Below are 23,636 nucleotides of genomic sequence, written 5' to 3'. Positions count from 1 at the left end.
GAGCCGACATGCCCCGCTGAACCATGAGACGAGGACGCCCATAATGAGACATGAATGTCTCACATGGGCTATGCTCGTCTCATGGCTGTCGACCGTGACCACGTACTGCGCGCCGCCGCGGCGCTGCTGACCCGCAAGTCCACCGCGACGATGGACGAGGTCGCCAAGGCGGCCGGCATCAGCCGCGCCACGCTGCACCGCCACTTCGCGGGCCGCGACGCGCTGGTGCGCGCGCTGGAGTCGCTCGGCATCGCCGAGTGCGAGTCGGCACTGGACACGGCCCGCGCGGACGAGGGCCCGGCGGCGGACGCCGTACGGCGCCTGGTCCGGGCGTTCGAGCCGTCGGCCGCCCTGCTGGCCTTCCTCTACACCGAGAACCAGCTCTTCGAGGGCGAGCAGCAGAACGCGGGCTGGACCCGGATCGACGAGCGTATCTCCGCGCTGTTCCGGCGCGGACAGGAGAGCGGCGAGTTCCGCATCGACCTGACCCCGGCCTGGCTCACCGAGGCGCTCTACGGCCTGCTGGCCTCGGGCGCCTGGGCGGTGCTGGAGGGCCGGGTGGCAGCCAAGGACTTCACCTTCATGATCACCGAGCTGTTGCTCGGTGGCGCACTACGGAGAGAGGAATCATGACCAGCGCCCTGCAGCCGGCGACCACGACCGAGGCGGTGAAGCGTCCCGGCCGTTGGCTGGCGCTGTCCGTCCTCGTGCTCGCCGTGCTGCTGGTGGCCGTCGACGCGACCGTCCTCGGCCTGGCGACCCCGTACATCAGCGAGGACCTCAAGCCCTCCGGCACCCAGCTCCTCTGGATAGGCGACGTCTACTCCTTCGTGATCGCCGGCCTCCTGGTCTCGATGGGCAGCCTCGGCGACCGCATAGGCCGCAAGCGGATCCTCCTGGTAGGCGCTACTGCCTTCGGCGCGATCTCGATCCTCAACGCCTACGCCACGACACCGGAGTTGATGATCCTGGCCCGGGCCCTGCTCGGCGTTGCGGGCGCGACGCTCATGCCGGCGACCCTGGCCCTGATCCGCAACCTCTTCCACGACCCGCGCGAACGCAGCCTCGCGGTGGGCATCTGGGGAGCGACGGCCTCGGCAGGCACGGCGATCGGCCCGATCGCGGGCGGCTTCCTCCTCGAACACTTCTGGTGGGGCTCGGTCTTCCTCATCAACCTGCCGGTGATGGCGGTCCTGGTGGCGGTAGGCATCAAGCTCCTCCCGGAGTCGAGGAACCCGAATCCCGGTCCGTGGGACCTACTGAGCGTGGCGCTGTCGCTCATCGGCATGATCGCGGTGGTGTATGCGGTCAAGCAGGCGGCGACGCACGGCTTCTCGTGGGACGCGATGGCCGCGGCGGTACTCGGCCTGACGGCCCTGTACTGGTTCGTCCGCCGCCAACTGACGCTCCCCACCCCGCTCCTGGACATGCGCCTGTTCCGCCACCGCGGCTTCAGCGGCGCGGTCCTGGCCGACCTGCTGACGATCCTCGGCCTGTCGGGCCTGGTCTTCTTCCTCTCCCAGTACCTGCAACTGGTCCAGGGCAGGCGCCCGTTCGAGGCGGGCCTGGCGGAGATCCCGGCGGCGGTGGGCGCGGTGGTCGCCGGACTGATCGCGGGCCGGGCGGCGCGCCGCTTCTCGGTCCGCGCGGTGGTCTCGGGCGGCCTGGCGGCGATCGGCCTCGCCCTGGCCGCGCTCACGGTGATCGACGAGTCGACGGGCTACCCGCTCCTGGGCACCGCCCTGCTCTTCGTGGGCATCGGCGCCGGCTTCTCCTTCACGGTGACGTCGGACGTGATCCTGTCGTCGGTCCCGAAGGAACAGGCGGGAGCGGCATCGGCGGTCTCGGAAACGGCCTACGAACTGGGCGCGGCCCTGGGCATCGCGATCCTGGGCTCGATCGTGACGGGCGTCTACCGGGGCTTCCCGGCTCCGGCGGGCACACCGGTCGGGGCGCACGAGTCACTGGGCGGCGCGGTGGAGGCGGCGGCGGGAATGCCGACGGACGCGGCGCAGGCTCTACTGACGTCTGCCCGAGAGGCCTTCGTCGACGGCCTGTCGATCGCAGCGGGCGTGGGCGCAATCGTCCTGCTGGCGACGGCTATCGCAGCATGGTTCATGCTCCGAAACGAACGGCTGTAGAGCGACTACGCGGCCTTCGCCTTCGTCGCATACATGTCCACGTACTCCTGCCCCGAAAGCCGCATGACCTCAGCCATCACAGAGTCAGTCACCGCCCGCAGCACATACCGATCCCGGTCCATCCCGTCGTACCGCGAGAACTCCATCGCCTCGCCGAACCGGACCGTGACCCGCCCGGGACGGGGCATCCCCGCACCCCCCGGCTGCAACTTGTCCGTGCCGATCATCGCGAACGGCACCACCGGCGCCCCGGTCATCATCGTGAGCCGCGCGATGCCGGTGCGGCCGCGGTACAACCGCCCGTCGGGTGACCGCGTGCCCTCGGGGTAGATCCCGAAGACCTTGCCCTCCTCCAGCACGCGGCGCCCGGTCATGAGCGCGGCCACCCCGCCGTTCGCCCCGTCCCGGTCCACCGGGATCATGCCGACGCCGGTGAAGAACCACGCCATCAGGCGGCCCTTGAGGCCCTTGCCGGTGACGTACTCGTCCTTGCCGATGAAGAGGACCTGACGGTCGCAGACCAGCGGCAGGATCATCGAGTCGATGAACGTGAGGTGGTTGCCGGCCAGGATGACCGGCCCTTCCGCCGGGATGTGCTCCACGCCCTCCACCTGTGGGCGGAACATCAGGCGCATGATCGGTCCGAGCACTGCCTTGATGAGCGCGAAGCGGGACAACGGGCCCTCCGGTGTCAAGGGTTTTGGTATGAGTCTGTGCAGGTGAGGACGATACTCCCGGTCTCCGGGGTCTCGCACATCGGGTTCACCCAGGTCTTACGCACTGTTGACGCGGGTTTACCTGGGGTGACGTGCCGTGGACCCCGGGTAACCGGGGCGCAACGATGTGACACAGCTCGCGTACGCCGAAAGGGTGAGCGGACACCTCGTCAGACACCCTTCCTCATACGACATCGGGCGTCACCCGCGTGTTCCGGCCGAGGTCTCCCTCGCGTCATGTACACGCACCTACGATCGGCCCGCATCCAGAAGCCGACGTCAGGGGAGGCGCTCATGGGAACGCAGGAGAACGGGCAGACAGGCACCACCGGGCGGCGGGCGCTCCTCGGGGCGGCGGTGCTCAGCGCGGGCGGAGCCGTCCTGGGCCTGTCCGGTACGGCGAGAGCCGCCGGCGCCACGCAGTACGGCTTCGGCGGGCTCAAGAGCCTGCCGAAGCCGACGATCATCGGTCACCGCGGTGCCAGCGGTTACCGGCCGGAGCACACCTTCGGCTCCTACAACCTCGCCCTCGACCTGGGCGCCGACATCGTCGAGGCCGGCGACCTGGTCCCCACCAAGGACGGCCATCTGGTGTGCCGGCACGAGCCGGAGATCGGCGGCACGACGAACGTCGCCGACCACCCCGAATTCGCCGGACGCAAGACCACCAAGGTCCTCGACGGCGTCTCCACCACCGGCTGGTTCACCGAGGACTTCACGCTCGCCGAGCTGAAGACGCTGCGCGCCATCGAGCGCATCCCGGCCAACCGCCCGCACAACACCATCTACAACGGCCGCTGGGAGATCCCCACCTTCGAGGAAGTCCTCAAGTGGCAGGACGAGCAGACCCGCAAGCGCGGCAGGCAGGTCTGGATCTACCCCGAGACCAAGCACCCCACCTACTTCCGCAAGCTGGGCCTCGGCCTGGAGGAGCGGGTCGCCAAGCTGCTGCACAAGTACGGCAAGGACAAGCGGAACTCGCCGGTCATCCTGCAGTCCTTCGAGCCCAGCAGCATCCAGCGCCTCAACACCCTCGTCGACAACCCGCTGGTCGTGCTGCTGTCCGCGGCCAACACCCGCCCGTGGGACTTCGTCGAGGCCGGAGACACGCGCACCGTCGCCGACCTGATCACCCCCAAGGGGCTCAGGGAGATCGCCGGCTACGCGCAGGGCCTCGGCCCGACGCTCGACCTGATCATCACGAAGAAGGCGGACGGCAGCCTCGACAAGGAGACCACCCTCGTCTCCGACGCCCACAAGGTCGGCCTGATCCTGCACCCGTACACCATGCGCAACGAGAACCCCTTCCTGCCGCTGGAGTACCGCAAGGGCACCGACGCCGACGCGTACGGCGACCCCTTCGGCGCCTTCAAGCGGTACTTCGCGACCGGCATCGACGGCGTCTTCACCGACAACGCCGACACCGGTGTCCTCGCCCGCGAGGACTTCGTCAACGGCTGAGCGAAAAGCCCCGGTTGGGGTGAGAGTCGGCCGCCCGGGCAACCCGCCGCCCGGGCGGCCGCGTCGTGCCGCATATGACGTACGACCTCGTGGCCACCCTGCGCCCCCTGCTCACCGCCGAGGCCTCCGCGGAGGCTCATGCCTCCGGTACCGAGCCCGGCGACCTGGAACAGGCGGTCTGGCTGCGCCTCCTGGAGCGCCTGGACACGGACGGCCCGCCCCTCGACCCGCCGGACTGGCTGCGCCGGGCCGTCCGCTCCGAGGCCCGCCGCACCCGCCGTACCCACCGCCTCGAACGGCCGTACGACACTGAGCCGGTGGACGACACCGAGCGCGGCCCCGAGCACCTGGCCCTCGCGGCCGCCCGCCGCCGGGCTCTGCGGGACGCGGTGCGCCGGCTGCCCGGCCGCTGCCCCCGGCTGATGGAGGCCCTGCTCTCACCGAAAGACCTGACATACCGGGAAATCGCGGGGGAGTTGGGTATCTCACAGGGAAGTCTCGGCCCGGAACGTTCCAGATGCCTGGGATGTCTCCGTCGTTTGCTCACACCGGAGGTTGCGGCCCGCGAAGTGCGGGGATAGGAGTGAGGGACGAAATGGCGATCAGGTGAGCGGGAGGCGTGCGCACATGGGCATGAGCGTGACCATCTCGGTGGCGACCGAGCAGGATGCAGAGCAGATCTTCAGGCTGCAGTACCTGTGCTTCCAGAGCGAGGCGGCGCTGTACGGCAACTACCGCATCGACCCGCTCGTCCAGAGTCTGGACTCGGTCCGTCAGGAGGTGGCCGCGGACTGCGTCTTCGTGGCACGGCTCGGCGAAGAAGTGGTCGGCTCGGTGCGCGGCCGGGTCACCGAGGACGGCTCGGCCTCCATCGGCAAGCTCTGCGTCCACCCCCGCCTGCAGGGCCACGGCATCGGCGCGCGCCTGCTGCGGGCGGCCGAGTCGGCGCTGGCCGAGGAGCGCGGCGCCAAGCGCTTCCGCCTGCACACCGGCCACCGCAGCGAGGGCAACCTGCGGCTGTACCGCCGCGTGGGCTACGAGACCGTAGGTACTTCCCAGGGCGACGACGGCGTCCCCATGATCGTGCTGGAGAAGCCGGCCGAGGCGTACGTCACTACTGCGTGACCGTGCGGTTCTTCCGCAGCCAGTACAGCGCGGACAGCGGCAGCAGTACGGGGATGAACACGTACCCCATGCCGTAGTCCGACCAGACCGTCGCGTCCGGGAAGGCCGACTTGTCGACCAGGGTCCAGGTGCCGACGATCAGCACACCCGCGAGTTCGGCGGCGCAGCACACCTGTGCCGCCTTGCGGGCGGTCTCGCCGCCGCGGACCAGCGAGTACGTGATGAAGCCGTAGACGACACCGGCGACCGCCGACAGCGAGTAGGCGAGCGGCGCGCGGTCGAACTCGGTCGCGATCTGGTACACGGAGCGCGACACCGCGCCGACGACCATCACGCCGTAGAACCAGACGAGCAGCATGCCCGGCCCGCTGATGAGCCGCTTCGGCTTCTCTTCCACGGTGGTCAACTCACCCTCCCCAGATGTCGTAGAGCCGCACTTCGAGGACGGCCAGGACCACACCGCCGGCGGCCACCGTGACCGAGCCCCACCGGGTCCGCTCGGCGAGCGACATGAAGCCCGCCGCCGGAATGCACGCGAAGGCGCCGATCAGATACGCCACGAAGATCGTCGTTCCCTGCTCCGGCTTCTCGCCCCGGGCCAGCTGCACGATCCCGATCACCAGCTGCACCACGGCCAGCAGCGACACCACGGCCATTCCGATGAAGTGCCAGTCCTTCGTCGGCTGGTCCCGGTAGGCGGCCCAGCCGCACCAGGCGGCGAGCAGCAGCGCGGCGACACCGGTCGCCAGCGTCAGGGCAGTGAGCATGCCGTGACCTTATTACGGCCGAAAAGGGCCGACGCCGCCGACCCCGTCGTACACCGTAGGGTCTAGACCATGACGATCCACGCGCAAGCCCTTCTCTTCGACAACGACGGCACCCTCGTGTCCTCCCTCGCCTCCGTGGACCGGTGCTGGACCCGGTGGGCGGGGGAGTACGGGATCACCGCCGAGCAGTTCGGGCGGGTCGAGCTGCACGGGCGGCCGGCCGCGGAGATAGCCGCCGACCTGCTGCCCGCCGAGGTCGTCGCCGAGGCCGTGGCGCGGATCGAGCTGCTGGAGGTGGAGGACGTGCCCAACGGGGGCGTTCACCTGCTGCCCGGCACCAAGGACTTCCTCGACTCGCTGCCCGCCGACCGCTGGGCCGTCGTCACCTCCGCCACCCGGCGCCTCGCCGAGGCTCGCCTCGACGCCGTCGGCATCCTGCCCAAGACGATGATCACTGCCGACGAGATCACCCGCGGCAAGCCCGACCCCGAGCCCTACCTCCTCGCCGCCCGCCAGCTCGGCGTCGACCCGGCCCACTGCGTCGTCTTCGAGGACGCCCCCGCGGGGCTCGCGGCCGGCCGCGCCGCCGGAATGACCACCGTGGCGTTGACCACAACCCACCAGGCCCACGAGCTCGACGCCGACCTCGTGGTGAAGGACCTCTCGGCCCTGTCCGCACTGGTCACCGACGGGGGAGTGGAGATCTCCGTCCGCGGCTGAAACCCGTCCGCCGCTGTCCGCATGCGGACAGCGGCGCTTTGTCAGGACCGTACTTCTGTTTTACTGATCGCATGACTACGACGAGCAGCCGCAGCTTTGCGACCGAGGCGACCCTGACGCCCGGTGCTCGTTGTATGTGTCGAATGTGCGCCTTCTAGAGGGCCCCCGCACCACCTCCTGAGCCATGGGGGTGCCCCCGCTCGAGCGAAGCCGAGAGTGGGGGAGCCCCGAAGCGAGCCCTTGTGGCATGTCCGTACGCCGAACGCCGTACGTGAAGAGTTGCCCGCGCACGCATTCCCTCCCGTACCGGGGCACACCCACGCCCTCGTACTCGACAGTGATGGAAACCCCAGTGATCACCACCACGGGCCTGACCAAGGTCTACCGCTCGCGCGGCCGTGCGGTCACCGCCCTCGACGGCGTCGACCTGCACGTCCGCGAAGGCGAGGTGTACGGCGTCATCGGCCAGTCCGGCGCCGGCAAGTCCTCGCTCATCCGCTGCGTCAATCTGCTGGAGCGCCCGACGTCCGGGACGGTCACCGTCGCCGGGCAGGACCTCACCGCCCTCGCCGGGCGCGGACCCCGGGCCGGCAAGGAGCTGCGGCAGGCGCGCAGCCGTATCGGCATGGTCTTCCAGCACTTCAACCTGCTCTCCTCGCGGACCGTCCAGGACAACGTCGAGCTGCCGCTGGAGATCCTCGGGAAGTCGGGCAAGGAGCGGTCCCGGAAGGCTCTGGAGCTGCTCGACCTCGTCGGGCTCGCCGAGAAGGCCAAGGCCTACCCGGCCCAGCTCTCGGGCGGGCAGAAGCAGCGGGTCGGCATCGCCCGAGCGCTGGCCGGCGACCCCAAGGTGCTGTTGTCCGACGAGGCGACCAGCGCCCTCGACCCGGAGACCACCCGCTCGATCCTCCAACTGCTGCGCGACCTGAACCGGCAGCTGGGCCTCACCGTCCTGCTCATCACCCACGAGATGGACGTCGTGAAGTCGATCTGCGACTCCGCCGCCCTGATGGAGAACGGACGGATCGTGGAGTCCGGGACGGTGAGCGAACTGCTCGCCACCCCCGGCTCGGAGCTGGCCTCCGCCCTCTTCCCGGTCGCCGGCGAGGCCACCGGCGACGACCGCACCGTCGTCGACGTCACCTTCCACGGCGAGGCCGCCACCCAGCCGGTCATCTCCCAGCTCTCGCGCACCTACAACATCGACATCTCGATCCTCGGCGCCGCCATCGACACCGTCGGCGGCCTCCAGGTCGGCCGGATGCGCATCGAACTGCCCGGCCGCTACGAGGACAACGTGGTGCCGATCGGCTTCCTGCGCGAACAGGGCCTGCAGATCGACGTCGTGGGCCAGGAGCCCGTACTGCTCGTGGAGGGCGCCAAGTGAGCTGGTCGGAGATGTCGCCGCTGCTGTCCCAGGCGTGTTGGGACACCCTCTACATGGTCGGCTGGTCCACACTTATCGCCGTCGTCGGCGGACTCCCGCTCGGCATCCTGCTCGTCCTGACCGACCGGGGCGGACTGCTGCAGAACGTCGTCGCCAACAAGGTCATCGGGCAGGTCGTGAACGTCGCCCGGTCGATGCCCTTCATCATCCTGATGGTCGCGCTGATGACCTTCACGCGCTGGATCACCGGGACGACCATCGGCCGCGAGGCCGCGATCGTGCCGCTCGCGATCGGCGCGATCCCCTTCTTCGCGCGCCTGGTCGAGACGGCTGTCCGCGAAGTGGACGGCGGGCTCGTCGAGGCTGTGCAGTCGATGGGCGGCAACACCTGGACGATCGTGCGCAAGGTCCTCGTGCCGGAATCGCTGCCGTCCCTGATCGCCGGCACCACCACCACGATCGTCGCCCTCATCGGCTACTCCGCCATGGCCGGCACGGTCGGCGCGGGCGGCCTCGGCGACATCGCCATCCGCTACGGCTACCAGCGCTTCGAGACCGAACTGATGTGGATCACCGTGGCGATCCTCGCCGTGGTCATCTCGCTCATCCAGTTCGCCGGCGACTTCGCGGCCCGCTCGCTGCACGGCCGCGGCGGACGCTCCGGACCGGCGCCGAAGCTACGGCTGCTGAAAGCCAAGTAGCCCCTCTCAGACTCCCCGCACCACCGATCGCGGGGTCGCTGCACCCAAAAGGAAAGGCACTTTTCGTGCGTAACACCGCAAAGCTCACCATTGCTGTCCTCGCGGCCGGAGCCCTCACCTTCGGGCTGACCGCCTGCGGTTCGGGTTCCGAATCCTCCTCCAGCTCCTCGGACTACAGCGGTCCGCTCGTCGTCGCCGCGAGCCCGACCCCGCACGCCGAGATCCTGGACTTCGTCAAGAAGAACCTGGCGAAGAAGGCCGGACTCGACCTGGAGGTCAAGGAGTTCCAGGACTACATCGTCCCGAACACCGCGACCGAGGACGGCTCGGTGGACGCCAACTACTTCCAGAACCAGCCGTACCTCGACGACTTCAACAAGAAGCGCGGCACCCACATCGTGCCCGTCGTCACGGTGCACCTGGAGCCGCTCGGCCTCTACTCCCACAAGGTCAAGAAGGCCGACGCCCTGAAGAGCGGTGCGACCATCGCCGTCCCGAACGACGCCGTGAACGAGGCGCGTGCCCTGAAGCTGCTCGCCGCGAACGGGCTCATCACCCTCAAGGACGGCGCGGGCAGCGAGGCGACCCCGCAGGACATCACCAAGAACCCGAAGAACCTCAAGTTCAAGGAGGTCGAGGCGGCCCAGACCGCACGGTCCCTGGACGACGTGGACGCCGCCGTCGTCAACGGCAACTACGCCATCTCCGCCGGCATCAAGCCCGCCAAGGACGCCCTCGTCCTGGAGTCCGCGAAGAACAGCCCGTACGGCAACTTCCTCGCGGTCAAGGAGGGCAACGAGAAGGACCCGCGGGTCAAGAAGCTCGCGAAGCTCCTGACCTCGCCCGAGGTCAAGAAGTTCATCGAGGACAAGTACCAGGGCTCGGTCATCCCTTCGTTCTAACCTCACGTATACGGCGTATCGCCACGCACGGGGTCCACTCGCTCACCCGGAGTGGACCCCGTGGTGCGGTTCCGGACCGTCATGCTGCATGCTGGGCAGTTCAGCAGGCCCTGAACATTTTCCAAAGGTTACGGAGCAGCGCATGGCTGGCACCTTCCCCAACATCTCCATCAGCACGGAGCGGTTGGTGCTGCGTCCCCTCGATGAGGACGACGTGCCCGCGCTGGCCGAGATGATGAACGACGAACAGGTCGGGGCCTGGACTGCCGTGCCGCAGCCCTACTCCGAGGAACAGGCCCGCGGCTGGATCACCGAGTACGCGCCCGCCGAGCGGGAGGCCGGCCGCGGACTCGACTTCGCCGTCACCGAGTTCCTCACCCAGCGCCTGGTCGGCGTCGTCCAGCTCGCCAAGACCAACTGGCGGGTGCGCTCCACCGAGATGTCGTACATCATCGCGCCCTGGGCACGCGGCGAGGGCTACGCCTCCGAGGCCGCGCTCGCCACCGCCCAATGGCTCTTCACCGACCAGAAGTTCGAGCGCATCGAGCTGCGCACGGCCGCCGACAACACCGCCTCCCAGCAGGTCGCGCAGAAGATCGGCTGTATCAGCGAGGGCGTGCTGCGCGGCGCCTGCATAGCGCGCGTCCGGGCCGACGACGGCACCTGGAGCGACGTGCGCACCGACTACATCGTGTGGAGCCTGCTGCCCGAGGACCTCGACGGCGCGGGCGAGCAGCTCGCCGACACCGGTGGTTTCACCTCCTACACCGACTGGAACTGAACCCTGGGGGCACGAGAGGGAGGGCACCGCCCGATCCACGGCACCCGACACCAGGTACCCTCACAGCCCTACCTGCGCAAACCCCCTGGAGACCGACGACGATGGCCGACCGTGTCACGGTGATCGGCTGGGACGGCTCGCCGCTGACCGCCGCGGCACGCTCCGCCCTGGGCGCCGCCACGCTGGTGGCCGGTGCCGCCCACCACCTGGCGCTCCCCGAGGTGCCCCCGGCCGCCGAGCGCATCCGCCTCGGCAGCGTCGCCCTCGCCGCCCGCCGGATCGCCGGCCACCGCGGCACCGCGGTGGTGCTCGCGGACGGCGATCCCGGGTTCTTCGGAGTCGTACGGACCCTGCGCGCACCCGAGTTCGGCCTGGAGGTCGAGGTCGTCCCCGCCGTCTCCTCCGTCGCCGCCGCCTTCGCCCGGGCAGGCATGCCCTGGGACGACGCACAGGTGGTCGTCGCACACCGGCGCACCCTGCGACGCGCGGTGAATGTGTGCCGCGCCCACACCAAGGTCGCCGTCCTCACCTCACCCGGCGCCGGCCCCGCCGAACTCGGCCTGCTGATGGAGGGCGTCCACCGCACCTTCGTCATCTGCGAGGAACTCGGCACCGAACGCGAGCAGGTCACCGTCGTCACCTCCGACAAGGCCGCCGACCACACCTGGCGCGACCCGAACGTCGTCATCGTCATCGGCGGCCCCGTCGCACCCGGCGTCGCCGGCGAGAGCGGCGGCTGGCTCGCCGGCCGCGACCCGAGCGCCGGCCCCCGCGGCTGGACACAGCCCGACGAGGTGTACGACGGTCCGCTCGGCGAGGGCGAGACGGATCTGCTCCGCGCCGCCCAACTCGCCCGGCTGGGACCGCGCGTCGGAGACCTCGTGTGGGACATCGGCTGCGGCAGCGGTGCCTTCGCCGTGGAGGCCGCGCGCGCCGGCGCCGCCGTCATCGCCGTCGACCGCACGCTGGACTCCTGCGCCCGCACGGACGCCGCCGCCCGGCGCTTCGGGGTCCAGTTGCAGATCGTCCAGGGCACCGCCCCGCACGTCCTGGAGAACCTCCCCGAACCCGACGTCGTGCGCGTCGGCGGCGGGGGAGCGGCCGTGGTCTCCGCGGTCGCCGACCGCCGCCCGCAGCGCATCGTCGCCCACGCCTCGACCCGCGACGCGGCCGAACTCGTCGGCCGCGACCTCACCGAGCACGGCTACCGCGTCGAGTGCGCCCTCATCCAGTCCGTCGAACTCGACACCAGGGCCTGGACGGAGACGGAGCGGAGCGTCGCGTTCCTGCTCAGCGCCGTGCTCCCGGAGCGCGCGCAGTGACCCCGCCGCCGTCCCAGTGATCCTGTTTTCTGCCGTCCCGGTGATCCGGTAGTCGTACCGCTCGCGGTAGGCTGGCCGATCGTTGCACCGCACCGGGTGGCCCGGCACTTCGTTCGCCAATGTCCGGAAAACGCGCCCCTTTTGGGGTGGGTGTGGTACGGCAGAACCGGAGGACGCGCAACGTGGCGCAGTCCACAGCGGGCCGTCGCGGATCAAGCTGTCGTGACGGTCGAACGGCCGCGAGAATGCCACTGAATGGCTTTGTCGCCTTTTAGGGGCGGGTCGTTCGTGCCGCTGGGCACGCACGCTCGTTCTTCACTACGGGGGCGGTCAGTGCGCCGTTTCCGGTGAGCTGGTCGCAGAAGCACTAACCGATGGGCGAGGGGTACGCATGACGGACACCGGCCAGGTCCCGGGCGAGGGACTGCCGGAGAGCGCAGGCATGGTGGAACAGCCGGGCGTGACCGCGCACGGTGCGTACACCTACCTCTCCGAGACCACCGCCGAGGACGAAGACCTGTTGCTGCTGCCGGGCGCGCAGAGCCCCTGGGGCAACGAGGTCGCGCCGCCCGCGCCCGAGCCGGTCGTCGAGGCCGTGCACGAGCCCGGCCCGCACGAGACGGCGGGCCGCGACAGCGGCTCGGTCGACCTCGGCGGCGTCCGCCTCCCGAACCCGACGCCGATCCCGGCACCGGCCCAGGCCGCGGCGGCGGCCCCGGTCACCCCGCGGCGCCCGCTCCACCTCGGCCCGCCCATCCCCGACGCCTCGGCGAGCCCGGTCCGCTCGCTGGCCGACCGCGGCCCGGCGGGCGCGCCGGTCCGCCACGCCGGCCCGCCGACGATCGGCCCGGAGTACCTCGACACACCGGCGCTGCACGACCAGCACCCCCAGTCCGCGACCCCTTGGCCCACCCAGCCCCCGGTCGCCCCGGAGGCCCCGGCTGCGGAAACGGTTGTCCCGCCGCAGGACCAGAACGCCGAGCCGGTGGGCGCGGCCCAGGCGGTCATGACGCGCATCGCGGCGGAGGCGGAGGCTGCGGAGTCGGGGGGTGAAGGGCAGAACGGTGACTTCGCGTATGCCGGGCATGCCGGAGACCTCGCGGTCGGTGGGCACGCTGGGCAGGGCGCCGACTTCTCTCACGGTGGTCATGGCGGGCAGAGCGGTGAGGGTGCGTACGGTGTGCCGACGCCAGCCGTCGAGGCCGCCGCGCCGGAGAGCGCGCAGGTGGCCGAGGCTGTCGTACCTGCGGACGGTACGGTCCTTGAGGCGGTCGAGCCTGGGCACGGGCCGGCCGGGAGTGGTCCGGGTCCCGATGCCGTCGTAGCCGACCATTCCCAACTCTCCGACGCTGCCGTGGCAGCTCAGCCGGGCCAGCTCTCTGAGGTGCCGTCCCCGGACGCCCTCCAGGCTCCGGAGCCGGTCGCGTCGCCCGCCGTCGAGACCCCCGAGGCGCCACAGGCCGACGCCGCCGCGCACCTCGCCGCCGCCACTGCAACTCCGGCTGCCGACACCGTCGTACCTGCCGAAGCAACCCCCTTCCCGCCGGCTGCGGAAGCCTCTCAGCCCCCCGCTGCAGAGCCTGATGCTGACGCACAACCTGCCGCCGCGCACCTGAACACACCGGTGAACGCCGCCGTCGACGTGCCCAGTGCCCCCGCCGAGACGCCGGTCCTGGACGCACCCCACCCCTCGGCCGACCCCACTTCGGCCGCCCCCCTGCCCGAGGCCTCCCAGCCCCTGGCCGCCGGACACGCCCCCGACACCGCCGTGACTCCCACCGCTGACCAGCCGGGTCCCGCACCGGAGTCCGCGCTCACCCCCACCGCCGACGAGTCGCTGCTTGCGCCGGAAGCTGCCGTAATCCCCACCGGTGATCAGCCGGAGCTCGCGCCGCAGGGTGCGGTCACCCCCACCGGCGACCAGCCGGGACTCTTGCCGGAAGCTGCCGTAACCCCCGCCCCGGACCAGCCAGAACTCGCGCCGCAAGCCGCCGACGCCCCCGAGCACCCCGATGCGACCCCGGCCGAAGCCCTCACCGAGGTCGCTTCCGGAACGCCCGCGGCAGCCCCCACCGACGCCCCCTCCGGGCCCTCGGTCGAACCGCTTGCCGAGCTCCCTGCCCAACCTCTCTCCGGCCTCCCCGCCGAACCGCTGCCCGGGCTCTCCGTCGAACCCCTCGACGAGACGCCCGCGGGAGCCCCCGGCGACACTCCCGTGGAAACCCCCACCGAAGCTCCTGCCGAGATCCTCGCCGAAGCCGAAGCCGGCACTGACCCCGCAGCCCTCGCCCCAGTGCCAGTCCCCACGCACCCCGAACCCCCCGCCCCCCTCGGCCAGTTCGTCCCCGTGGACGGCACCGTCCCCACCACCCCCCACCTCGCGCCGACCCCGCCGCACCCCCTCACCCTCCCCCCGGAGGAGGAGCCCCCGGCGGAGGCCGTCGCAACCGTCCCCGCTCCCCGGGACGCCGACACCGAACTCGTACAGCACGCGGAGGACCTGGACACCAGGGCCGCCGATCAGGAAGAGAGCACGGCCGCAGTGGAAGAAGTACGTCAGTCCACCGGCCCGGCCGCGCCCCCCTACGACGACGCCGAGCGCGAGGCCGTCATGAAGGTCATGCGGGAGCGCCGTGACATCCGCAACGGCTTCCGCAGTGATCCGATCCCGCACGAGGTGCTGCTGCGCGTGCTGGAGGCGGCCCACACCGCCCCCTCCGTCGGCCACTCCCAGCCCTGGGACTTCGTCGTGATCCGCTCCGCCGACACCCGGCGCGGCATGCACGAACTGGCCATGCGGCAGCGGGAGGCGTACGCGAAGTCGCTGCCCAAGGGCCGGGCGAAGCAGTTCAAGGAACTGAAGATCGAGGCCATCCTCGACACCCCGGTCAACATCGTCGTCACCGCCGACCCCACCCGCGGCGGCCGGCACACGCTCGGCCGGCACACCCAGCCGCAGATGGCCCCCTACTCCGCCGCCCTCGCCGTCGAGAACCTCTGGCTCGCCGCCCGCGCCGAAGGCCTCGGCGTCGGCTGGGTCAGCTTCTTCGACGAGCGCGAGATGGTGCGGGCGCTGGGGCTGCCGGAGCACCTCGAGGTCATCGCGTACCTGTGCGTGGGGTACGTCGACGAGTTCCCGGACGAGCCCGAGCTGATGCAGGCCGGCTGGTCCAAGCGGCGCCCGCTGTCGTGGGTCGTGCACGAGGAGACGTACGGCCGTCGCGCCCTGCCCGGCGAGGACCCGCACGACCTGCTCGCCGAGACCGTCGCCCAGATCCGCCCGCTCGACGCCAAGGCGCTCGGCGAGGCCTGGGAGCGGCAGAAGCGGATGACCAAGCCGGCCGGCGCGCTCGGCATGCTGGAGATCATCTCCGCGCAGCTGTCCGGGCTCTCGCGCCAGTGCCCGCCGCCGATCCCGGAGCCCGCGGCCGTCGCGATCTTCGCCGGTGACCACGGCGTGCACGCCCAGGGCGTCACCCCCTGGCCGCAGGAGGTCACCGCCCAGATGGTCGCCAACTTCCTCGGCGGCGGCGCGGTCTGCAACGCCTTCGCCGGGCAGGTCGGCGCCGAGGTGTGTGTCGTGGACGTCGGGGTGGCCGCCGAGCTGCCGGCCACCCCCGGGCTGCTGCCCCGCAAGGTCCGTGCCGGTACCTCCGACATGACCACCGGGCCCGCCATGACCCGCGAGGAGGCCAAGCAGGCCATCGAGGTCGGCATCGAGACCGCCCGTGACCTGGTCGCGGCCGGCAACAAGGCGCTGCTGACCGGTGAGATGGGCATCGCCAACACCACCGCTTCGGCCGCCCTGATCTCCGTCTTCACGGACACCGACCCGGCCGAGGTCACCGGCCGCGGCACCGGCATCAACGACGAGACCCTCGCCCGCAAGACCGAGGTCGTCCGCCGCGCCATCGAGCTGCACCAGCCCGACCCGGCCGACCCCATCGGCGTACTCGCCGCGATCGGCGGCTTCGAGCACGCGGCGATCGTGGGTCTGCTGCTGGGCGGTGCCTCGCTGCGTACGCCGGTGATCCTGGACGGCGTCAGCGCCGGTGCCGCCGCGCTGGTGGCCCGCGCGATCGCCCCCGAGGTCCTCGCGGCCTGCATCGCGGGCCACCGCAGCGCCGAGCCCGGCCATGTGGCCGCGCTCAACAAGCTCGGCCTGCGCCCGCTGGTCGACCTCGACCTCCGGCTCGGCGAGGGCACGGGCGCGCTGCTCGCCCTGCCGCTGGTGCAGAGCACGGCCCGCGCCATGCACGAGGTCGCGACCTTCGACTCGGCGGGCGTCACCGAGAAGTGACCCCGGGCCGGGGTGGGGTACGCGCTCCTGCGTGCACCCCACCCCGGCCGTACGCTGAAGCCATCTTCAAATCCGAAGCCACCCTAAATATCCGCACGTCAGGGCTGCTCCAGCGCCGTAGCACCCATCGCATTGCCAGGACGAGGAGCCGCACCTCATGGCCGAACACCCCGCCTACCCCGTAGGCCTCCGCCTCACCGGCCGCCGGGTCGTCATCCTCGGCGGCGGCCAGGTCGCCCAGCGCCGCCTCCCGGCGCTGATCGCGGCCGGCGCGGACATCCTCCTGGTGTCTCCCGAGGTGACCCCCTCCGTCGAGGCGATGGCGGACGCGGGGGAGATCGGCTGGGAGCGGCGCCGGTACGCCGACGGTGACCTGGCGGACGCCTGGTACGCCCTGATCGCGACCAGTGACGCCGAGGCGAACGCCGCCGCCTCCGCCGAGGCCGAGCGCAACCGCGTGTGGTGCGTGCGCTCCGACGACGCCGACGCCGCCACCGCGTGGACCCCGGCCACCGGGCACAGCGAGGGCGTCACGGTCGCCGTCCTCACCACCGACGCCCGCGGCCGCGACCCGCGCCACACCGCCGCCATCCGGGACGCGGTCGTCGAGGGCCTGCGCGACGGCACCCTCGTCGCCCCGCACCACCGCACCCGCACGCCCGGCGTCGCGCTGGTCGGCGGCGGCCCCGGCGACCCGGACCTCATCACCGTCCGCGGCCGGCGCCTGCTCGCCGAGGCCGACGTGGTCATCACCGACCACCTGGGCCCCCGTGACCTGCTCGCCGAACTCCCCTCCAGCGTCGAGGTGATCGACGCGGCCAAGCTGCCGTACGGACGCTTCATGGCCCAGGAGGCCATCAACAACGCCCTGATCGAGCATGCAAAGCAGGGCAAGTCGGTCGTACGGCTGAAGGGCGGCGACCCCTTCGTCTACGGCCGCGGGATGGAGGAGGTCAACGCGCTCGCCGAGGCCGGCATCCCGTGCACCGTGGTCCCCGGCATCTCCAGCTCGATCTCGGTGCCGGGCGCGGCCGGCATCCCGGTCACGCACCGGGGCGTCGCGCACGAGTTCACCGTGGTCAGCGGGCACATCGCGCCCGACGACGCGCGCTCCCTGGTCGACTGGCCCTCGCTCGCCAAGCTGACCGGCACGCTGGTGATCCTCATGGGCGTCGGCACGATCGGGAAGGTCGCCGAGACCCTCGTCGCGCACGGCAAGTCCCCCGACACCCCGGTCGCCGTGATCCAGGAGGGCACCACGGCCGCCCAGCGCCGGGTCGACGCGACGCTCGCCACGATCGCCGAGACGGTCGTCGCGGAGGAGGTCAAGGCCCCGTCGGTCATCGTCATCGGCGAGGTGGTGACGGTCGGACCGCGGCCGTCCTGATCGGCGGACCGGGCCTCTCCCGGCCGTCGGACCGAGCGCGTCCGCGTAACCGCGGGTAACCCAACCCGTTCCGAGCCGTTGGCACCACACCCAGGACAAGGCAGTATCACCCTGTGGCCGATCTCATCACCGTCGAGGATCCCGACGACCCCCGCCTGCGCGACTACACGGGCCTGACCGATGTCGAACTGCGCCGCAAGCGAGAGCCGGCCGAGGGCCTGTTCATCGCCGAGGGCGAGAAGGTCATCAGACGGGCCAAGGACGCGGGCTACGAGATGCGCTCCATGCTGCTGTCCGCAAAGTGGGTCGACGTCATGCGCGACGTGATCGACGAGCTCCCGGCCCCGGTGTACGCGGTCAGCCCGGAGCTCGCCGAGCGGGTCACCGGCTACCACGTGCACCGCGGCGCGCTCGCCTCCATGCAGCGCAAGCCCCTGCCCACGGCCGCCGACCTGCTCCAGACCACCCGCCGGGTCGTCGTCATGGAGTCGGTCAACGACCACACCAACATCGGCGCGATCTTCCGCTCGGCGGCGGCCCTCGGCATGGACGCGGTACTGCTGTCGCCCGACTGCGCGGACCCGCTGTACCGCCGTAGCGTCAAGGTGTCGATGGGCGCGGTCTTCTCGGTCCCGTACGCCCGTCTCGACACCTGGCCGAAAAGCCTGGAGTCGGTCCGCGAGGCCGGCTTCACCCTTCTCGCCCTCACCCCCGACGAGAAGGCCCGGTCCCTCGACGAGGCCGCCCCGCACAGGATGGACCGCGTGGCGCTGATGCTCGGCGCGGAGGGCGACGGCCTGTCCACGCAGGCGCTGGTCGCCGCCGACGAGTGGGTACGCATCCCGATGTCCCACGGCGTCGACTCCCTCAACGTCGGCGCGGCGGCCGCGGTCGCCTTCTACGCGGTGGCCACGGGCCGCCCGCAGGGGTAGCGCCTTGGTCCGGCGCGAGGCGATCGTCGCGGTACTGCGCCGGGACGGCCGGGTCCTGGCCATCCGGCGCGGCCCGTCCGTTTCCCGCCCCGGCTACTGGCAACCGCTCAGCGGCAAGCTGGAACCGGGGGAGACCCAGCAGGAGGCGCTGGTCAGAGAGGTTCAGGAGGAGGTCGGCCTCTCCGTCTCCCCGGGCGCCAAGGTCTGGGAATCGGAAACGGACGACGGCCGCTTCCGCCTCCACTGGTGGACGGCGGACGCGGCCCACGGCGACATCGTCCCCGACCCGGTCGAGGTGGCGGAGACCCGCTGGGTGACCCCGGAGGAATTCCTCGCCTTGACCCCACTCTTCGAGGGCGACCGAGAGTTCTTCGAGGACATCCTGCCGGGCCTGTGACGCCCTACTGACCCGCGGTCGGTTTCCCTTCCGGCACCTGCGACGCCGGACTCGGTCGTACATGCTGCTGCTCATTCCGTACGACAACCCGGTCGCCGCCGAGACCCCGTGACGGTCCCTGGCAGCCCTGGGCCGCGGCGATGCCGAGGGCCACCAGCAGCGTCACGACCACGAACACGAACAGGCGTTGACGGAGGAGCCGGGGATTGGCGGGGCGTCGGCCCGTGCCCGTGGCCCGGGGAGCCGGACGACCCGTACCGCTGCGAGGTCCGGGCCGGTTGCCGCCGGCCGGGCGGGCGCCGTTCCGTGACGTGGGCGTGGGCCGCGCCCCGGAACGCGACGCCGATGCGCCGCTGCTCCGCGGAACCGATGACCCCGTACCCCCACGGGACGCGGGACCTCCGGCCGCCGTACCACCGCGCGACGCACTCCCCGTGCTGCCGCCCCGCGACGGAACCCCGCCACCGCGCACCGGAGCGGGCCCGCGGGACGACGACGGGGACGCTCCGCGCGGTGGCGGGGTGCCCTGTGGCCGGCGCTGCTGCTCGCGCTGCGGTTCCGGGTAGGTGTCGGCGAGCCGGCCGGTGGGCCGGTCGGCCTCGTTCACGCGCGGCCCGGGCGGGCGCACATCGGCCGGCCCGTTCGCCTCGCGCGCGGCGATCTCCTTGAGCCGCAGCGACAGTTGGAGCGTGCTGGGCCGCTCCGTCGGATCCTTCGCCAGACAGGCGCGCACCAGCGGAGCGAGCGCGTCCGGTACGCCGTGCAGCTGAGGCTCCTCGTGCACGACCCGGTACAGCATCACCTCGGAACTGCCGTGCCCGAAGGGCGAGTCGGCCATGGACGCGTACGCCAGGGTCGCACCGAGCGAGAACACGTCCGTCGCCGGCGTGACCGCGGCGCCGCGCACCTGCTCCGGCGCGAGGAAGCCGGGGGAGCCGACGGCCGTACCGACGTGCGTGAGTGTGGAGGCCCCGGTGGCCCAGGCGATGCCGAAGTCGATGATCCGCGGCCCCTTGGGGGACAGCAGGATGTTGGACGGCTTGAGATCCCGGTGCACGACCCCGGCCTCGTGCACGGCGACGAGCCCCTCGGACAGCGCGGCCCCCACGGCCGCGACGTCGGCCGCGCTGAGCGGCCCCTCGTCGGCGACCTTGTCGTGCAGGGAGGGCCCGGGCACGTACTGCGTGGCGAACCACGGACGGTCCGCGTCGAGATCCGCCGCGACCAGCCGGGCCGTGCACCCGCCCCTGATCCGCCGCGCGGCCGAGACCTCGCGCGCGAACCGCGACCGGAACTCCTGATCCTCCGCCAGATCGGGCCGGATGACCTTCAGCGCTACCCGCTGCCCCTTCTTGTCGGAGCCCAGGTAGACAACGCCCATCCCGCCCGCGCCGAGCCGTCTGTGAAGCCTGAACGAGCCGACGACGCGCGGGTCCTCGCGCCTCAGGCGCATCATCGCCATGTTCATCCCCGCTGCCCGGTCCGTGTGACGTGGCACAGCTTACGTTTACCCGGCCGCCCGCGCGCAGAGGCCGCGCCCTCTCGTCCAGATGGATTGTCAGTGCCGGGTGGGAGACTTGAAGGACGGTCAGGGAGCGCGCGGACAGGCGCACTTAGCCCTCGCCCGGCTCCCAACCACCCGTCACAGAAGGGGGATTGAACACGTGAAGGGTGATCGCGTGGAGATAGTCGTGGACGCGGGCGACACGACCCGCACCTATGAGGTGGTGGCGAGCAGGGCGGGACGCAGGGTGGAGACGGCGGTACGACGAGGTGTCGTGGAAGTGAGCGAAGTCACCCGGAGCGGCTCCGTGGTCCGTACCGCCCGTTTCATGGCCACCCGGGTGCTGGCGCTGGTCGAGCAGCCGGTGCCGCGGGAGGACAGCTCAGAAAAGGCGGGACACTCCGGGCGTCCCCTCGGGGAAGACCCTGAGACCTAGGTCCACGTCTCCACCCAGGGGAGTACTCCCCACCTGATGGCTCATCCTCCGGGAGGCCCGGCAATCGGTACGAGGGCATGACGTGCGACGAGCGCCGGACGCCTAGATTTGAGGTCAAGCGGCGGGTGCAGCACTCGTCCCCCGAGGTCAGACACCCGCCGCTGCCAACGACAACTGAACGGTCAGGAGAGGGACCATGGCCCTAACGGCACCGCGGACGATGATCCGCACAAGCGAGCGCACAGAGCTCCGCCGCCGCACGGGCCGCCGCCACCCCCTGGTGGCGACGCTCATGGTCCTCCCCCTGGCGGCCCTGCTCTTCTTCGTCTTCGACGGCTGGGAGACAGTGGCCACACAGGCGTCGTCCGTGGGCGTGATGCTGGGGCGCTGAGCGGCGACCCCAGGCCCGGAAGAGCGGTCCGGGCGGGGACATCCACCCATGAAACCCCGTGGGGACGGGGGTGCGGCGGACGGCAAAAATGCCGGCGCAGCTGGGGAGCTGCGCCGGCATTGCTTTGCCCGAAACCGGCATTGCTCTGCCCGAAAACGGTACGGCGCCGCACCGGAGCCGCCTCTGCCGGAGAACCCGTGGACCGCGCCGGCAGTCCCCGCCGTACCCTGCGGAGCAGCCACCGCACTCCAGGGAGCCCCGTGACCGCCACCCCCTTGCTCTCCGAGCTCACCGCCCGAGCCAAGGCCAAGGCCCACGCACGCCCCGCCCCCGCCTCCTGCCCCTGTGGCGCGGCCGTCCTCGCCGACCGTCCCGACGCCACGGTCGTCCGCCACGCGGACACGGTCGCCAAGGCCCACGCCCCCGGCACCCCCCTGGCCGACCTCACCCTCCGCCTTAGCACGGCCACCCGCCTCCCCGGCATCCTCCTGGCCCCGCTCACCCCGGCCCCGGTGGAACTGCACGGCCGCCTGGTGACCTTCTGGCCCTACGGCACCCCGGTGGACCCGGACGACCCGGACGCCGCTCCATGGGAGGCCGCCGGCACCCTCCTGGCCCACCTCCACCGAAGCCCCGTGTCCACGCCCACGCCCATGCCCACCCCGCCTGCGCCGTGCGTGCCCTCACTCCTCAGCTCGGCCCCCACCAGTGCCTCCGCCCTGACGCCTGTCGAGTCCGTAGGCCGCGCCCTCTCCTTCCCCGGCCCCGCACCTGATCCCGCCTCCACGACCGTTGCATCCGTAAGCCCCGCGCTCTCCTCCCCCAATCCCGCACCTGACACCGCCTCCGCGGCCCTCCCGCCGACGCCCCGCAAGCCCACCCTCCTCAGCCCCGCCCCGACCCCACCCGCCACCGCGCACTCCCTACCCCCCATGCGCGGCCCCGCCAAGGCGGCCCAAGCCATCGCCCGGCTCACGACGACCGCCGCCACCCACCCCGCCGCACAACCCGTCCTCCACGCCTGGCGCACCCTCCCCGCGTGGGCCCGGGCCGAGGCGCCCATGCCGGACAGCGGCACCCTCTGCCACGGCGACCTCCACCTCGGCCAGCTTGTCCGGCATCCCGCACCGGACGGCCCCTGGCTTCTCATCGACGTCGACGACCTCGGTACCGGCGTCCCCGCCTGGGACCTCGCCCGCCCCGCCGCCTGGTACGCCTGCGGACTCCTCCCGCCCGACGAGTGGACCCGCTTCCTCACCGCCTACCGGGCCGCCGGCGGCCCGGCCGTCCCCGCCGACGGCGACCCCTGGCCCGCCCTGGACGTCCCGGCCCGCGCCCTCACGGTGCAGACCGCCGCCCGCGCGATCACCAAGGCCACGGCGGAGAACCGGGACCTGGACGAGATCGAGATGTCCATGATCGACGCATGTGCCCGAATGAGTTCCCTCCCACCGGAGTTGGCGCCGGATTTCCCGAAGTAGGGTGCAACCGACCGCAGCCGGACAGAGTCTGTCCTGGCGAAACGCGAAGCAGGACCGACGGGCTAGGAGTTGAGCCGACGATGCAGTGTCCGAAGTGTCACGCGCCGATGCACACGTACAACCGCAACGGTGTCCAGATCGAGCAGTGCAGCGGCTGCCGCGGGATCTTTCTCGACTACGGCGAGCTGGAGGCGCTGACCCGCCTGGAGTCCCAGTGGCAGCAGCCCGCGCCGCCGCCCCCGGGCGCCCCGCAGGCCTACCCGGCCCCGCCCGCGCCCGCCTGGGGCGCCCCGCACGGCGGCGGACACGGTGGTGGTCACTACGGCGGCCACCACGGCGGTCACCACCGCCACAAGAGCTTCGGCCACATGCTGTTCTCCAGCTGACCGGAACCACGAGGAAGCCCCCGGCCGCAGGGCCGGGGGCTTCGGTATGTGCGCGATACTGGGATTGAACCAGTGACCTCTTCCGTGTCAGGGAAGCGCTCTCCCGCTGAGCTAATCGCGCGGGAACCACGATCAAGATCGTGTGTGCTGCGTGCGCGATACTGGGATTGAACCAGTGACCTCTTCCGTGTCAGGGAAGCGCTCTCCCGCTGAGCTAATCGCGCGGAGGATCCAGGGATCCAGTGGACGATACTGGGATTGAACCAGTGACCTCTTCCGTGTCAGGGAAGCGCTCTCCCGCTGAGCTAATCGTCCTTGGAGGTGGAGACGGGATTTGAACCCGTGTAGACGGCTTTGCAGGCCGTTGCCTCGCCTCTCGGCCACTCCACCAGGAGTGAG

General features: G+C 71.4%; 23 protein-coding genes and 4 tRNA genes. 19 read left to right on the top strand and 8 right to left on the bottom strand.

Translation table 11 applies throughout. The features are described from left to right. Positions 1-81 precede the first annotated feature (81 nt). Positions 82-633, top strand: coding sequence for a helix-turn-helix domain-containing protein (locus ABZ848_RS31355; RefSeq protein ID WP_360837333.1), 552 nt, complete (start codon positions 82-84; stop codon positions 631-633). Then, entirely contained in the window at positions 630-2,141 is a 1,512-nt protein-coding gene (locus tag ABZ848_RS31350) for an MFS transporter (protein ID WP_360837331.1), read from the top strand. Before ABZ848_RS31355 ends, ABZ848_RS31350 begins: the two co-directional genes overlap by 4 nt. A gap of 5 nt (positions 2,142-2,146) precedes the next feature. Here ABZ848_RS31350 and ABZ848_RS31345 read toward each other — a convergent pair whose 3' ends face one another. Then, positions 2,147-2,818, bottom strand: coding sequence for a lysophospholipid acyltransferase family protein (locus tag ABZ848_RS31345; RefSeq protein WP_242770889.1), 672 nt, complete (start codon positions 2,816-2,818; stop codon positions 2,147-2,149). A gap of 333 nt (positions 2,819-3,151) precedes the next feature. Here ABZ848_RS31345 and ABZ848_RS31340 point away from each other — a divergent pair, with 333 nt between their 5' ends. From ABZ848_RS31340 to ABZ848_RS31330, 3 genes are all read left to right on the top strand, one after another. Continuing rightward, positions 3,152-4,318, top strand: coding sequence for a glycerophosphodiester phosphodiesterase (locus tag ABZ848_RS31340; RefSeq protein ID WP_360837329.1), 1,167 nt, complete (start codon positions 3,152-3,154; stop codon positions 4,316-4,318). Between the two features lie 74 nt (positions 4,319-4,392). After that, positions 4,393-4,899, top strand: coding sequence for a sigma-70 family RNA polymerase sigma factor (locus ABZ848_RS31335; RefSeq protein ID WP_360837327.1), 507 nt, complete (start codon positions 4,393-4,395; stop codon positions 4,897-4,899). 46 nt (positions 4,900-4,945) lie between these two features. Further along, positions 4,946-5,443, top strand: coding sequence for a GNAT family N-acetyltransferase (locus tag ABZ848_RS31330; protein WP_360837326.1), 498 nt, complete (start codon positions 4,946-4,948; stop codon positions 5,441-5,443). Here the strand turns inward: ABZ848_RS31330 and ABZ848_RS31325 are convergent. Further along, positions 5,433-5,849: a hypothetical protein gene (locus tag ABZ848_RS31325; RefSeq protein WP_360837324.1), complete on the bottom strand. Its 417-nt coding sequence runs from the start codon at positions 5,847-5,849 to the stop codon at positions 5,433-5,435. The two genes, ABZ848_RS31330 and ABZ848_RS31325, sit on opposite strands and share 11 nt — an antisense overlap. A gap of 1 nt (position 5,850) precedes the next feature. Next, positions 5,851-6,210: a hypothetical protein gene (locus ABZ848_RS31320; protein WP_360837322.1), complete on the bottom strand. Its 360-nt coding sequence runs from the start codon at positions 6,208-6,210 to the stop codon at positions 5,851-5,853. Positions 6,211-6,279: 69 nt separating this feature from the next. On the opposite strand from ABZ848_RS31320, the gene ABZ848_RS31315 reads away from it, so the two are divergent. From ABZ848_RS31315 to ABZ848_RS31270, 10 genes are all read left to right on the top strand, one after another. Next, entirely contained in the window at positions 6,280-6,930 is a 651-nt protein-coding gene (locus tag ABZ848_RS31315; RefSeq protein WP_360837320.1) for an HAD-IA family hydrolase, read from the top strand. A 352-nt stretch (positions 6,931-7,282) separates the two neighbouring features. After that, the gene (locus ABZ848_RS31310; RefSeq protein ID WP_360837318.1) at positions 7,283-8,317 is read left to right on the top strand and encodes an ATP-binding cassette domain-containing protein; all 1,035 of its coding nucleotides are present in this window, start codon (positions 7,283-7,285) and stop codon (positions 8,315-8,317) included. Continuing rightward, positions 8,314-9,018, top strand: coding sequence for a methionine ABC transporter permease (locus ABZ848_RS31305; protein WP_360837316.1), 705 nt, complete (start codon positions 8,314-8,316; stop codon positions 9,016-9,018). Before ABZ848_RS31310 ends, ABZ848_RS31305 begins: the two co-directional genes overlap by 4 nt. A 65-nt stretch (positions 9,019-9,083) precedes the next feature. Further along, positions 9,084-9,920 (top strand): MetQ/NlpA family ABC transporter substrate-binding protein, encoded by an 837-nt coding sequence (locus ABZ848_RS31300; RefSeq protein ID WP_360837314.1) that lies wholly within the window; start codon positions 9,084-9,086, stop codon positions 9,918-9,920. A 142-nt stretch (positions 9,921-10,062) separates the two neighbouring features. Beyond that, positions 10,063-10,701, top strand: coding sequence for a GNAT family N-acetyltransferase (locus ABZ848_RS31295; RefSeq protein WP_360837312.1), 639 nt, complete (start codon positions 10,063-10,065; stop codon positions 10,699-10,701). Positions 10,702-10,802: 101 nt separating this feature from the next. After that, complete coding sequence (gene cbiE / locus ABZ848_RS31290) at positions 10,803-12,023, top strand: precorrin-6y C5,15-methyltransferase (decarboxylating) subunit CbiE (protein WP_360837311.1); 1,221 nt, start codon at positions 10,803-10,805, stop codon at positions 12,021-12,023. A 391-nt stretch (positions 12,024-12,414) separates the two neighbouring features. Next, positions 12,415-16,323: a nicotinate-nucleotide--dimethylbenzimidazole phosphoribosyltransferase gene (gene cobT / locus ABZ848_RS31285; protein ID WP_360837309.1), complete on the top strand. Its 3,909-nt coding sequence runs from the start codon at positions 12,415-12,417 to the stop codon at positions 16,321-16,323. A 157-nt stretch (positions 16,324-16,480) separates the two neighbouring features. After that, positions 16,481-17,710: a uroporphyrinogen-III C-methyltransferase gene (gene cobA, locus ABZ848_RS31280; RefSeq protein ID WP_360837307.1), complete on the top strand. Its 1,230-nt coding sequence runs from the start codon at positions 16,481-16,483 to the stop codon at positions 17,708-17,710. Between the two features lie 113 nt (positions 17,711-17,823). Further along, complete coding sequence (locus ABZ848_RS31275) at positions 17,824-18,642, top strand: RNA methyltransferase (protein ID WP_360837305.1); 819 nt, start codon at positions 17,824-17,826, stop codon at positions 18,640-18,642. A 4-nt stretch (positions 18,643-18,646) separates the two neighbouring features. Beyond that, a complete protein-coding gene (locus ABZ848_RS31270) occupies positions 18,647-19,039 on the top strand; it encodes an NUDIX domain-containing protein (protein ID WP_360837303.1) in 393 nt (130 codons plus the stop codon). Positions 19,040-19,043: 4 nt separating this feature from the next. On the opposite strand, the gene ABZ848_RS31265 is transcribed toward ABZ848_RS31270, so the two are convergent. Beyond that, complete coding sequence (locus ABZ848_RS31265; protein ID WP_360837478.1) at positions 19,044-20,507, bottom strand: protein kinase; 1,464 nt, start codon at positions 20,505-20,507, stop codon at positions 19,044-19,046. Between the two features lie 196 nt (positions 20,508-20,703). Between ABZ848_RS31265 and ABZ848_RS31260 the strand changes: the two genes are divergently transcribed. From ABZ848_RS31260 to ABZ848_RS31245, 4 genes are all read left to right on the top strand, one after another. After that, entirely contained in the window at positions 20,704-20,979 is a 276-nt protein-coding gene (locus ABZ848_RS31260; RefSeq protein WP_360837301.1) for a hypothetical protein, read from the top strand. Positions 20,980-21,175: 196 nt separating this feature from the next. After that, positions 21,176-21,370: a hypothetical protein gene (locus tag ABZ848_RS31255; RefSeq protein WP_360837299.1), complete on the top strand. Its 195-nt coding sequence runs from the start codon at positions 21,176-21,178 to the stop codon at positions 21,368-21,370. A 260-nt stretch (positions 21,371-21,630) separates the two neighbouring features. After that, positions 21,631-22,851, top strand: coding sequence for a phosphotransferase (locus ABZ848_RS31250; RefSeq protein ID WP_360837297.1), 1,221 nt, complete (start codon positions 21,631-21,633; stop codon positions 22,849-22,851). Positions 22,852-22,931: 80 nt separating this feature from the next. Then, positions 22,932-23,237, top strand: a complete 306-nt coding sequence (locus ABZ848_RS31245) for a zf-TFIIB domain-containing protein (protein WP_360837295.1) — start codon at positions 22,932-22,934, stop codon at positions 23,235-23,237. Between the two features lie 49 nt (positions 23,238-23,286). On the opposite strand, the gene ABZ848_RS31240 is transcribed toward ABZ848_RS31245, so the two are convergent. The 4 genes from ABZ848_RS31240 to ABZ848_RS31225 form a co-directional block, all read right to left on the bottom strand. After that, positions 23,287-23,358: transfer RNA gene (locus ABZ848_RS31240), tRNA-Val, on the bottom strand. A gap of 31 nt (positions 23,359-23,389) precedes the next feature. Beyond that, positions 23,390-23,461 (bottom strand) — tRNA-Val (locus ABZ848_RS31235). Positions 23,462-23,480: 19 nt separating this feature from the next. Beyond that, a tRNA-Val gene (locus tag ABZ848_RS31230) sits at positions 23,481-23,552 on the bottom strand. Between the two features lies 1 nt (position 23,553). Beyond that, positions 23,554-23,627, bottom strand: a tRNA-Cys gene (locus ABZ848_RS31225). Positions 23,628-23,636 lie beyond the last annotated feature (9 nt).

This window comes from Streptomyces sp. NPDC047081 (genome assembly GCF_040643775.1).
GTDB lineage: Bacteria > Actinomycetota > Actinomycetes > Streptomycetales > Streptomycetaceae > Streptomyces.
This window is presented reverse-complemented; position numbering and strand designations above follow the sequence as displayed.

What these genes read in the sequence shown, in the direction of transcription:
- ABZ848_RS31315 (WP_360837320.1), top strand. Translation starts at nt 6,280, where the DNA reads ATGACGATCCACGCGCAAGCCCTTCTCTTCGACAACGACGGCACCCTC.
- ABZ848_RS31265 (WP_360837478.1), bottom strand. Translation starts at nt 20,507, where the DNA reads ATGAACATGGCGATGATGCGCCTGAGGCGCGAGGACCCGCGCGTCGTC.
- ABZ848_RS31340 (WP_360837329.1), top strand. Translation starts at nt 3,152, where the DNA reads ATGGGAACGCAGGAGAACGGGCAGACAGGCACCACCGGGCGGCGGGCG.
- ABZ848_RS31255 (WP_360837299.1), top strand. Translation starts at nt 21,176, where the DNA reads ATGGCCCTAACGGCACCGCGGACGATGATCCGCACAAGCGAGCGCACA.
- ABZ848_RS31295 (WP_360837312.1), top strand. Translation starts at nt 10,063, where the DNA reads ATGGCTGGCACCTTCCCCAACATCTCCATCAGCACGGAGCGGTTGGTG.
- ABZ848_RS31320 (WP_360837322.1), bottom strand. Translation starts at nt 6,210, where the DNA reads ATGCTCACTGCCCTGACGCTGGCGACCGGTGTCGCCGCGCTGCTGCTC.
- cobA (WP_360837307.1), top strand. Translation starts at nt 16,481, where the DNA reads ATGGCCGAACACCCCGCCTACCCCGTAGGCCTCCGCCTCACCGGCCGC.
- ABZ848_RS31245 (WP_360837295.1), top strand. Translation starts at nt 22,932, where the DNA reads ATGCAGTGTCCGAAGTGTCACGCGCCGATGCACACGTACAACCGCAAC.
- ABZ848_RS31330 (WP_360837326.1), top strand. Translation starts at nt 4,946, where the DNA reads ATGGGCATGAGCGTGACCATCTCGGTGGCGACCGAGCAGGATGCAGAG.
- ABZ848_RS31355 (WP_360837333.1), top strand. Translation starts at nt 82, where the DNA reads ATGGCTGTCGACCGTGACCACGTACTGCGCGCCGCCGCGGCGCTGCTG.
- cbiE (WP_360837311.1), top strand. Translation starts at nt 10,803, where the DNA reads ATGGCCGACCGTGTCACGGTGATCGGCTGGGACGGCTCGCCGCTGACC.
- cobT (WP_360837309.1), top strand. Translation starts at nt 12,415, where the DNA reads ATGACGGACACCGGCCAGGTCCCGGGCGAGGGACTGCCGGAGAGCGCA.
- ABZ848_RS31350 (WP_360837331.1), top strand. Translation starts at nt 630, where the DNA reads ATGACCAGCGCCCTGCAGCCGGCGACCACGACCGAGGCGGTGAAGCGT.
- ABZ848_RS31335 (WP_360837327.1), top strand. Translation starts at nt 4,393, where the DNA reads ATGACGTACGACCTCGTGGCCACCCTGCGCCCCCTGCTCACCGCCGAG.